Raw genomic sequence first — 11,382 nt, forward strand, 5'->3', positions numbered from 1 at the left:
ACCGGCGTCCCTTGATAGAATCTTTGATCATCGTCCGGAAAACACAACAGCCTCGATGCTACGCTTGCGTCAGAGGTTTGTAGATGATCCAAGTATGTCGGGCGCTCAAGCCTGCAACGAAAGCATTGCAGCGAAGTCTGCCGGAGCGCCTGCGCATTTGCAGTGGCGGCAATCGGCCAATGCGCGCTTCGGTTGCGCGAGCCACCGCCCAAATGCGCGCTTCCGCAGGATTTATTCGAGCTCAGACCGCAAAAGAATCGCGTCCTGGCGAAGCCCTCCCATTGCAGCCGCTCAATGCTCCTCGTGAGCAAAGCCTCGGCGCCAAATGTCCGCAAGGTCATGCGAGGCGCTCGCCGCTGGCAATTGCGGAGAGGCACTGAACTGGATCCCGCCGGGTTCAACCGAAAGGCGGGCGTGCGGGTCCGAATGACGGGGAGCATGGCAACGCGGTCGCCCATCCGCAGGAAGAGGCGGCTGGTGGTCCGACCGTATCCAAAGACCGGGTGAAAGCCTGTTCCAGACGAAGCGGTCGGGAGAACTGCCGGTGCGAGTCATCACACCATCTGGGTGCGATGTTGATCCGGCGTGAGAAGGCGGGCAGAGAACGTGAGCGCGCGGACCCCGTCGAACACAGCCCTCTTTTTCTAAATATCCGGCCCGCCGTGTCGTACGCGAACGTGTCGTCGTTGCACCGTCAGACCGGATGATCCAACGCACTGACCGAGGCGACAGCGATTGTGGCTGCATTGCCGCATCGTTGATCAGCTTGCTTCATGCAAACAGACGAGGACAGCACGAAAGCCTGCTCCTAGCGTGGGACTGGCTGTTGTGTGTTCAGGGGCGATGAAACCGGCCATGGAAACCGCGGATAGGGTCAGCTGTTTTACGAGATTGGGATCGCATCCAGGAGCGACAGGATGAGTCCGCATCTGGTTTGCGTTGGCGGCGAGGATCATAGACTAAGAATCCCGTTTCTTTTGGCGCTTCGCGAAAGGGGTTTTCAAGTCACTGCCGTTTCGAGTGATCTCGGAGCCGCCTTTTCACCCCATGGCATTGCCCATCGCCGATTCGGGTTCGACCGCTTTGGCAGCGGCGGTGCAGAATGGGGTGCTGTCAGCGCGATCCGTGAACTGATGTCCGAACTGCGTCCGGACATCATTCAAAGTTTCGACACCAAGCCCAATCTCCTAACTCCACTGGCGGTGCGCGGGCACGTTCCCGTCGTTCGCACCATCAACGGGCTTGGTTGGACATTCTCGTCGCGGGAGCCGCGGGCCCTGGCATTGCGTCCTTTCTTTTGCGGCCTTCAGGGGGTGGCGTCTCGTTGGACAGCCATGACCGTCTTCCAGAATAGTGATGATCAGGCCTTCTTCGAGCGCTACCGGCTGGTGGCTCGCGGCAAAGGGCGACTGATCCGGAGTTCTGGCATCGACCCCGATGCATTCTCGATGGCAAGGTATCGTGGTCCTTCGGCTGCCACGATGCGCGAGGAACTTGGCCTACAATCGGCCCAGGTCATAATATTTGTCGGCCGGCTCACGCGGCAGAAGGGGATTCCAACCCTCATCGAGGCGGTTCCTCGCGTTATCCGCGAGAGGCCCAACGCGCGTTTCGTACTTGTCGGCCCGCAAGACTCCGAAGGTCCGTTTGCCGTCAGCAGAGCCGATATCGAGCGCCATGTTCCCCACGTTGTCGCATTGGGGCCAAGGCGCGACATTCCAGCCCTCCTTGGCATGGCGGATATCTTTGCGTTTCCGACGCAATATCGCGAGGGAATTCCGCGTGTCCTGCTGGAGGCGGGATTGTCCGGATTACCGATCGTCGCCTCCAACATGCCGGGCTGCAACGATGTGGTTGAGGATGGCTGGAACGGCTATCTAGTGGCGCCGCACGACGCGGATGGCTTGGCCTCCCGGATAGTCGATCTTCTTTCCGACCCCGCCCGTGGCAAGACGATGGGCAGCCGTTCCGTCGGATTCGTGCGGGAGCGGTTCTCGCTGTCGTGGGTGATCGACCAGTATTGCGACCTGTACAAGACAATACTGGGTGGCAGATATCGCAGCAGGCTTGTTCAAGCTGCGCAGGCGAATCCGAGGGAAGAGGCGGTGCCAAGCCCCCATCGACTGGGTGAGGCGCGGCAATGATGCGTGATGCGCTTCTGGCCTTCGGCGTCGCGATGTCCTACGCGGCGCAACTCAGCATCCCAGGGCTGCCCTTCGGCTACAGCGAACTGTGCCTCACGCTCTGGATAATGCTGTCGATGACGCGAATCCTTGCTGGCGGCCAACTGGAGGTTACGCCGGCACTGGCCAAGCTTGGGCTTTTCTGGCTGATCCTGGCGCTTGCCATGGGCGTGGGTTACATCATCGGTTTTCTGACAACCACGTTGTTCCTGGATCCGTTGTTGCACGACACGCTGGCCTATGTGCTGTTGGCGTGCGTCACCTGTCTGGCCGCTGCGGAGCCCGCCGCGTCTTTCCGTTTGCGTCGTATCGCCTGGTGGATGGTTGCTGTCGCGAATGCGGGCTTCATCATTCAGGTAGGGCTTGGTTTCGGCTGGCTCCATCAGGCTGGGGTCGAACCCTGGTACTGGGACCGCTTCTGCGGGTGGTCCGACAATCCGAACCAGCTTGCGCTCTACTGCGCCCTACTCGGTCCACTGGCCTTGCATCTTGCCACAACCACCAGCAATAAATGGGGAAGATGCCTTGCCCTATGCAGCCTCATATTCACCGTTTACGTCGGAAGGCTGACAAAAAGCGATACCTACCTTTATACCACGGTCCTGGCTTGTCTGATCCTTCTCGGGCTGCGGGTCCGGGCCTGGCTGACGAGCGACGGCAATAAGGCGAGCCTTTCAAGGCAGCTTGCCGTCCTGTTGGCCGTTGGCTTCCTGCCGCTGGCCCTGTCTATAGCGCCCTATGCCCTCAGCGAGGCCTCCAGCGCCGAAGACTTCGCCAAGAGCCTGACCAAAGACAAGGGCGGGGAAGCGACTGCCCAAACCGCGGCGCTTCGCCTCTACCTCTGGAATGCAGCCTTGGAGAAGGGGGCACGATCGGGATCGCTTGGACTGGGTCCGGGCCCGCACCTAGATAGTCCGCCCGTGGTCAATCAACAGTTTTTGCCGCGGCCCTTCGAGGCGCACAGCACCATCCTGGATCTCTACACTCAGGGCGGCCTGATTTCGGTTCTAGCCCTGATGTGGATCTTCGGCTCGGCTGCGTTGTCCGCCTGGCGGGCGAAGCTGGACGCTCTGGTGGCGCTCGTGGCATCGATCGCCGTTTTCAGTGCTCCGCATTTGGTCATCCGCCATCCGATCGTGTGGTTCTGTCTGACCCTCTGCCTTGCCGCTGGGACGCCGGAAGCGATCCCCGCGATTGTTCGCCAGAGGAGATGCTAGAATGTGTGGGATCGCCGGAATTTTGTTGGCGCCCGATGCAGCCAACGCAAGTGCGCTCAGGGCCATCGGACCGATGGCGACGGCGCTTCGTCATCGCGGACCTGACGGTGAGGCCTTCTGGGTGAGCCGTGAAGGGGGGGTAGCCTTCGGCCACCGGCGACTGGCCATCGTCGACCTGTCCGAAGCGGGTCGCCAGCCAATGCTCTCCGCGAGCGGTCGGTATGTCATCACCTTCAATGGCGAGATATACAATTTTCGCGATCTGCGCCGTGAACTGGAAGGGGCGGGCCATCATTTCCGCGGCGCCAGCGACACGGAGGTCATGCTGTGCGCGATCGAAAGCTGGGGCCTTGATGCAGCCCTCGCGCGCTTCGCTGGCATGTTTGCTTTTGGGCTGTGGGACCTGAAGAACCGAACGCTTCAGCTTGCCCGCGACCGAATGGGGAAGAAGCCACTCTATGTCGCCTTGACACGTGATGCGCTCGTCTTCGCCTCGGAGTTGAAGGCGATCACTTGCTTCCCAGGCTTCACCCCGGAACTCGATGTCGATGCGGCGACGACAATGGTTTCCAAAGGCTGGGTGCCGGATGACCGTTGCATTTGGCAGGGCGTGTTCAAGCTGCCACCTGGATCAGTCCTGTCGGTCACTGCGGCGCAATTCGCCAACGCCCGAGGCAGCGGTTCGCTTGCGCATCGCATTCACCCTTGGTGGTCGCTGGCCGATGTCGCCTGCAAGGGACAGCGCGATCCGATAGCTGCCAGCGACGAGGACCTCGCAACCGAGCTCGACAGCCTGCTCCGCCTGGCCGTCAAGGAACGAATGATTGCAGATGTGCCGCTGGGCGCCTTTCTGTCGGGCGGAATCGACAGCTCGACTGTCGTCGCGCTGATGCAGGCACAGTCCCGAAACCCCGTTCGTACGTTCACCATAGCGTTCGGCGAAGGTGGGTTTGATGAAGCTCCCCATGCGGCCGCGGTGGCTCGGCATCTGGGCACCGATCATACGGAACTTCATCTCTCGCCGGCCGCCGCGCTTGAGGTCATTCCGGAGCTGCCCCGGATTTGGGACGAGCCGTTTGCCGATGAATCGCAGATACCGACGCTGCTGGTGTCGCGGCTCGCGCGGCAACATGTAACCGTGGCGCTTTCAGGCGATGGTGGCGACGAGTGCTTCGCAGGCTATTCTCGACACTTCCTGGCAGCCCGCCTCACAAAGCAGCATGAGCTGCCATTGTCATTTCGCCGGCTGTTGGCATCGGGGGCTGGGTTGCTGGCCCAAGCCTCTCAGAAAGATATCTTCGGCAATCTGCCGCTTTCATCGAATATGCGGCATGGCTTGCGCGGTGACCGCCTGGCTCGCCTTGCCCGCCTGCTCGCGGCGCGAGATGAGGACGAACTCCTTCTGCAACTGACCAAATCTTCAGCCAACGACCTTGTTCATCGCAAGCCGTCGACAGCACCTACCGACACGACAAAGCTCGACGGCCTGCTCTCGCGTCTCCTATTCGCCGACATGACAGGCTACCTACCGGGCGACATTTTGGTGAAGCTCGATCGAGCCACTATGGCCAACAGCCTCGAGGGGCGATGCCCGATCCTGGACCATCGCGTCGTTGAATTCGCCTGGCGCTTGCCAGCCCGTGCCAAAGTCCGAAACGGGAAGGGCAAATGGTTGCTTCGCCGACTGCTTGATCGTTATGTACCACGCCGACTGGTCGACCGGCCCAAGCAAGGTTTCGACGTTCCGGTCGGGACTTGGTTGAAAGGGCCCTTGCGCGGCTGGGCAACCGATATCATTGCCACGATCGGCCGCTCCGGGGACGGGGTCATCGACCGTGAGAAGGTCGACGCATGCTGGCGCAATCATCTGCATGGAAGCCAAGATAATTTCCGCGACCTGTGGCCGGTGCTCATGTTTCAGGCGTGGCGCAACGAAGCCATGCGGCCATCGACGGTCGCCACGCACCCTTCTTACCATATCGAACTGACAGGGGATTGAGATGGAAGGTTCCATAGCCAACCGCGCCCGGCGTCCGCGCGCCAAGCAGATGGAAGCTGGGACACTTGAAACCAATCTGCGCTTGATGCGGCCGCCACGCGAGCCAACGCAATCGTCACCCCTCCACCAGCTCGTCATCATCCTGACGACGCGAAAATGGTTCTTGCTTGCCATGGCCCTTCTGGGCGGCATCCTGGCCGGACTGGCAGGCTTCACCCGCCCGGTGCTGTTCGAGGCAACGACGCAGGTCATTATCGACGCCCCGAGCAGCAGTGCTTCGGGTGGCGTGGCATCCGCCCAGGACTCGCTGGAATCGAACATCGATGATCATCTGACGATGCTCTCCTCGCAAGGCCACCTGCGTCGGGTCCTGGCAGCACTGCGCAAAGCCCAACCAGTCGACGGTAACGGAAAGAGCGTCGTCAATGCCGTCCCGCCCGCGGCTGGCTCGTTCCTCATCGACCTCCTGAACAGGGTCTGGAGACAGGATAAGACAGTGGCGGAAAATCCGGACGCAGCGGACGCGCCCGAGCTGAAGGCGCTACGCAAGGGAATGAGGGTCGGACAAGAGCTGCGATCGCGCGTCATCACCATCGGCTTCACCGATCCAAGTCCGGCGCGTGCGGCACTTGTCGCGAACACGTTCGCCCAAGTCTACATTCAAGATCTGGTACAAAAAAGCCGAGCATCGGATCAGGTTCATCTGGATTCGATAGTCGCCAGCCTTCCGCAAGTACAAAGGGATCTTGTCGAAGCGACAGATCGGCTGGAGACATACCGGCTCACGCATGGCGCCGTCGATCAGACTGCGGCCAACAACGCAGCCAGTGAGACAGCGGAACTCGGCCGGCAGATATTCCTATCGAAAGCCAGTCTTTCCGCGTCGGAAGCGCGCCTTCGCCGTATTGAGGACCTGCGCAAGGCGGGCGCCCCGGTCACGGCCATCGCTGAAGAAATCGGGTCGCCCGTGTTGACGGACCTGGTGACACGCCAGTCGGGTGCCGCCGCCGACGGCGATCTGCGCAACGCGATCGCCCGCGAAATGGAGCAAAGCGTTGCCCGAATCGCTGCCGAGGCAAATGTCTACCGGTCCCAGGCTACGGCTCTTGAAAGTCGCAAAGCGATGCTCGACGCGGCCGTGGCCGACACGGCGAGCCAACTTTCGGGGCTGCGTTCCCTTGAGCCTCGGGTAGCCATCGTGACGCAGCATTACAACGAACTCCTGAGCCGGCAGCAGGACTTGACACGTCGCATCGCCGCTCCTTCCCCAGGCGTAGCGGTCCTTTCGACCGCCTGGCCGCCGTCGACCCCCATGACATTGTCGCCAATTTTCCTGATTCCCCCCGGCATGGTCGTCTTTGGTCTCATGGGGGCGGTCATTGTCCTGGTCCGCAACGGTTTCAACCAAACCTTGCGCAGTGAAGCCGAAGCCGAAGCCGAGCTTGGGGTCCCGTGCGTAGGACTGCTTCCCAGGGTTGCGGGACTTAACGCCAGAAAGCTACGGCATCTGGTTCTGAGCCAGCAGAACTTGCCGTTCAGCCGCGCCGTGACTTCGCTGCTCGTCACTGCGGCGCCAACTCAGGGGAAGGGGCAGCCGCCGCATATCATTCTCGTGACGTCCAGCATCCAGGACGATGCGAAGACCGAGTTGGCATGGAGCCTGGCGCTGGCGGCAAAGCGGCTGGGAGGAAGAGTGCTTTTCCTCGATCTCGATCGCAAGGATGTACGGCTCACGAACGGGTTTCGTGGTGAATTCAGCACCGACAAGGCCCGGAACTCCTTCGGCGACTATGTGAATGAACGTTGCGTGCTGAAGGATGCAATCACGAGGATGCCGGAAATCGGTATCGACCTCATGGCCGCTCCAGCACCTTCCGATGATCTCCTGACGCTTCTGTCCACCGTCGACAAATGCCAGTTCACCGAGGAGCTGCGTTCGGCCTACGACGTGGTCATCATGAACGGTCCCCTGGGCCTCGGGGGGCCTGAAACCAGGCTGCTTAAGCGCTGGGCCGATTCGGTGCTTTTTGCCGTTCGCTGGGCAAGGACGAGGCGCAGCATTGCCCGTGGTGCTCTGGATGCAATAGGGGCCGGCGGATCCGCCACCGTTCCAGTAGGGAGTGTGCTCACCCGGGTGAACCTGAAGAGGCTAGCCGGCTCCAGGCTCGGAGACAACGCCGATCTTCTGTTGGAGAGGGCTTGAAGATGCGTCTGCGATCTTCAACAGAATCTCCAGGGAGCGATCGCGTCCCTAAATCGAGCCAGCTACACGATGATCATTGAATTTTTCGGACCTCCAGGATCCGGCAAAACAACCTTCGCACATGCGCTTGCGCAGCAGCTGCGCGGGAAAGGCTATCACGCCAAGGTCGCCCTCAGCTACAAGCCAAGCACCAGGGCCGCCAAATATGATCTCGGAATCTTTCTGTTCATATCACGGATCGTATCGGCGATATTTTCAACAGCCAGAATATTGCTTTTTTCGGCAGGGCGAGCCGATGATATTTCCAATTCCTTTGCAATGGTGAGGATGATACCGCCAAAAAACCGAATATGGCGCGCGCGAATCTGGCGATACATCCTGCACCTTTCGCGTTGCTGGAAGTCTGCGGAGCAATCGCCCGAAATTACGATTTTCGATCAAGGATATGTTCAAGCGATTGGTTCGCTTGCGATGTTCAATGGGAGCACCAACCCCAGAACGCTGGAAAAGGCGCTCAGCCTCGCACCGGCGGCCGATCTCACCGTCAGGCTCTTGGTGCCAGCTGCGGTCGTGGAAAGTCGCCTTCGTAGGCGGATGGAGCTTGAGCCGCCGGCGGAACGGATTTTCGAGGCCGACTTGAACGTGAACATGCGCTCGTTCGCCGTTTTTGAAGCGATGCATGACCTCCTGACAACATCTGGCCGGGAAATCATCTCCGTCGAATACACCGATGGTCCATCGACCTTTAAAAGTATTTGTCGGATTGAGAGACAAATACTTTCTGCATTGTCGCGCTTCGATAGGGCGGTCGGCGAAAAGCAAATTGAGTTGCCATCTCATCGCGCAGACGTAACAACTGGTTCAGCAACCACACCGCCGCGCAACAAGGACATGGGATCGCGGCTCGCTTGGGCAAGCATCTTCGCCTTGTTGATCTATATTGGTGGCGCTGGTTTGACCAGTCTTGCCCAGTTGGCAATTGCACGCCTTATCGGACCTCACAACTACGGCATCTATTCCTACGTTCAGGCTTGGACGTCAGTGCTCGCCTATCTGGCAACGCTTGGCTTTAATGTATCATTGTTGCGTTTCCTCCCGGCCTATAGGGCTAGTGGCAGGCTTGATCTGGCCCGCGGGGTGATAAGATTTGCGCTGCAGAGATCGCTGATAGCGGCAACCTTGTTCGGGATGATCGGCGCTGCGTCAGTCCTGTTCCTTTCAGATCCAACGGAAAGAGGGCTTGAGACAAGCATCGTGCTCGGCATGATGGCTGTGCCCTTCGTTACCGCCTATGCTCTCGGAGCCACGCTTGTGCGTGCTTTCGGCGGCGTTGTCTCGGCGTTGTTGCCGGAGCGCATCATGCGAGACGGGCTCCTGCTCGTGTTGGTAGCCCTCCTGGCATTGTCGGGATTTCGAACAGTGGATGCGCCCTCGGTGACGCTGGCGGTGCTTGTGAGTTCCGCTTTCACAGCGGCCCTGGTGTTCATCATCGCGAGGAGGTTTGAACCACCCGGCCTGGGACACGCCAAGCCAAGTTATGCCTCGAGGGAATGGTGGCTTGCCGTCCCCCCGCTCATGCTCATCACCGGGCTCGATGTTTTCGTCAGTCGGGCAGGAGTCCTGGTTTTGGGCTGGACAAGCCATATTGCTGAAGCGGGTATTTTCGCGCTGGCCTTGAATGTCGCGATGCTCGTGGGCCTGTCCCGTATCGCCGTGGCAACCATGTTTTCGCCAACAGCAGCCGATCTCTACGTCAGAGGCGATCGCAGAGGCCTACAACAGCTGTTCGCGCGCGCAACCCTGCTTTCTGCTGGCGGTGCCATCCTGGTGGCCGTCCCAATGATGGTGATAGTCGAGCCGTTCTTGAGCTATTTCGGTGAGGGTTATAGCGCGGGAGCGCCGATCGCACGGGTTCTGATTTTGGGATATGTCTTTGTCGCGCTGTGCGGGCCCCAACAGAATCTCCTGACCATGACTGGAAATGAATGGGCTGCGGCAACGACGATGGTAGCGGGTGCTGTGGCCAATATAATTGCCTGTGCAGCCGGAGTTGCGGTGTACGGCCTGCTTGGCGCTGCGGTGGGTGTCGCACTTGCACTGAGCATCTGGAGCATTGCCATGGCCGTCTATATCCGCAAGCGACTGAAAATCATGCCAGGCTTGGTTTTTGCCTTGCTGTCGATCAGGCCGAGCGCGGTCGATGCCCGTCAATGGCATTGGTTCTTGAGGGCGAGCAAATGAGAGCACTGTTTTGGCTACGGTGATTGCCGTCGTTCGGGCAGGAAGTCACGAAGCCCGGATCGCACAAAGGCCATAGGGCTGCACAGACGCTTCGGCGTATCTCTGTTCCGGACACCCGCGCGGGCAGCCGATACTTCGCGGGCTGTGTCCGTCATTTGAAGGATGCATCAGTTTCGGAGGCGCCCCAGGGTGTGCTCACAATCTGCGGAGCATCCATGGAACAAGCCCGAATGGCGAGCGCCTCGGCGCCTGCAGTGCGCCGTCGCTCGGAGAGATCGACGCCTGTCGAGCGCAGCCAACGCGAAACCCTCACCCAAGTTCAGGTCCTGCGCGCCCTCGCGGCTAGTTCGGTCGCGCTGCGACACGCCCAGCATGATGCGGCCACCCTGGAATTACAGGCCGGCCGCACCTTTCAGAGCTGGAATCCGATACCATGGAGCGCTGGAGTCGATATTTTCTTCGTGATTTCCGGCCTTATAATGGTGCATACGTCGCGACAGCTGTTCGCAAAGCCCGGGGGCGCGCGTCTCTTCATTTCCCGCCGGATCGCGCGAATTGTCCCGCTATATTGGGCGCTCACCTCGCTCTACATTGCGGTAGCGGTGGCCGCCCCAAATTTTCTCAACCAGAGCTACGTCGATTTCAGGTTTGTAGTCGAATCCTATTTATTCGTTCCGGCCAGTCGCCCTGACGGCGTCGTTCAGCCGGTCTACGAGTTGGGTTGGACGCTCAATTATGAGATGCTGTTTTACGTGTTGTTCACGGCGACGATCGTGCTGCCCATGCGGTGGGCAGTTACGGTCCTGCTCACGATCCTGGTTGGGATGGTGCTCTCGGGCGCTCTTGCGGCTCCTTTGCCAGAGCCCTGGGGTTTCTGGACCAATCCGATCATCCTCGAATTTGCTTTCGGCGCGATGATCGGGGTCATTTGCGCCTCGGGCCTGCGGCCTTCCGGCCCAATCAGGGCCTGTGTCGCCGCAACGGGACTGGGTGCCCTGATGCTTGCGGCGGCGTTTCCCGATATCTCGGCCGGCCTTGGTCGCCCTGTCGTGTATGGCATTCCGGCGTCTCTAATAGTTTGGAGTGCTGCCCTGGCACCGCCGGGTAAACTGAGGCATGACAGCCTGGCGGCGAGGTGGGCCGCTGGCGTTGGCGATGCGTCATACGCTCTTTACCTCATGCATCCATTCGTGATCCGCGCCATTCGCATAATTTTCTGGCGTACAGGCTTGATCTTTGTGCTCGGCCCGTGGGCTTTCATCGGTTCGGCCTTGGCGATAACCCTGGGCGTAGCATTTATCACCCACCGTCTGTTCGAGAAGCCGCTCACCCGCTATGCGCGGCGCCTTTTGGGGGTCGGGCACGGCACAGGACGGCAGCTTGGGTCCCTTCCAGTGCCGGCGTATCCCAAGACAGATTGAAGGCGAGCCGCGACCCTGCCACACCTGGGAAACGGGCATAGGCGCTAAGATAGCTTTGGCATGGACTGAAACTTGCGCTTTCGTGGTGGCTCACGCCAGCGATATCGCAAGGCATGGA

At 60.1% G+C, this 11,382-nt stretch carries 6 protein-coding genes; all 6 read left to right on the forward strand.

Annotated features, from left to right (window positions below):
* The first annotated feature begins 917 nt into the window (after positions 1-917).
* The 6 genes from NKI35_RS22180 (at position 918) to NKI35_RS22205 (ending at position 11,264) form a co-directional block, all read left to right on the forward strand.
* A complete protein-coding gene (locus NKI35_RS22180; RefSeq protein WP_352446268.1) occupies positions 918-2,144 on the forward strand; it encodes a glycosyltransferase family 4 protein in 1,227 nt (408 codons plus the stop codon).
* Positions 2,141-3,400 (forward strand): O-antigen ligase family protein, encoded by a 1,260-nt coding sequence (locus NKI35_RS22185; protein WP_352741501.1) that lies wholly within the window; start codon positions 2,141-2,143, stop codon positions 3,398-3,400. Before NKI35_RS22180 ends, NKI35_RS22185 begins: the two co-directional genes overlap by 4 nt.
* Position 3,401: 1 nt before the next feature.
* Positions 3,402-5,399 carry an asparagine synthase (glutamine-hydrolyzing) gene (asnB, locus tag NKI35_RS22190; RefSeq protein WP_352741502.1) on the forward strand — a complete coding sequence of 666 codons (1,998 nt, stop codon included), beginning with the start codon at positions 3,402-3,404 and terminating at the stop codon, positions 5,397-5,399.
* A 1-nt stretch (position 5,400) separates the two neighbouring features.
* Positions 5,401-7,602 carry a GumC family protein gene (locus NKI35_RS22195; RefSeq protein ID WP_352741503.1) on the forward strand — a complete coding sequence of 734 codons (2,202 nt, stop codon included), beginning with the start codon at positions 5,401-5,403 and terminating at the stop codon, positions 7,600-7,602.
* A gap of 69 nt (positions 7,603-7,671) precedes the next feature.
* Complete coding sequence (locus NKI35_RS22200) at positions 7,672-9,843, forward strand: polysaccharide biosynthesis C-terminal domain-containing protein (RefSeq protein ID WP_352741504.1); 2,172 nt, start codon at positions 7,672-7,674, stop codon at positions 9,841-9,843.
* Positions 9,844-10,058: 215 nt separating this feature from the next.
* Positions 10,059-11,264, forward strand: a complete 1,206-nt coding sequence (locus NKI35_RS22205) for an acyltransferase family protein (RefSeq protein WP_352741505.1) — start codon at positions 10,059-10,061, stop codon at positions 11,262-11,264.
* Positions 11,265-11,382: the final 118 nt, after the last annotated feature.

The sequence above is a fragment of the Mesorhizobium sp. M0676 genome, assembly GCF_040320535.1.
In the GTDB taxonomy this organism is placed as follows: Bacteria; Pseudomonadota; Alphaproteobacteria; order Rhizobiales; family Rhizobiaceae; genus Mesorhizobium.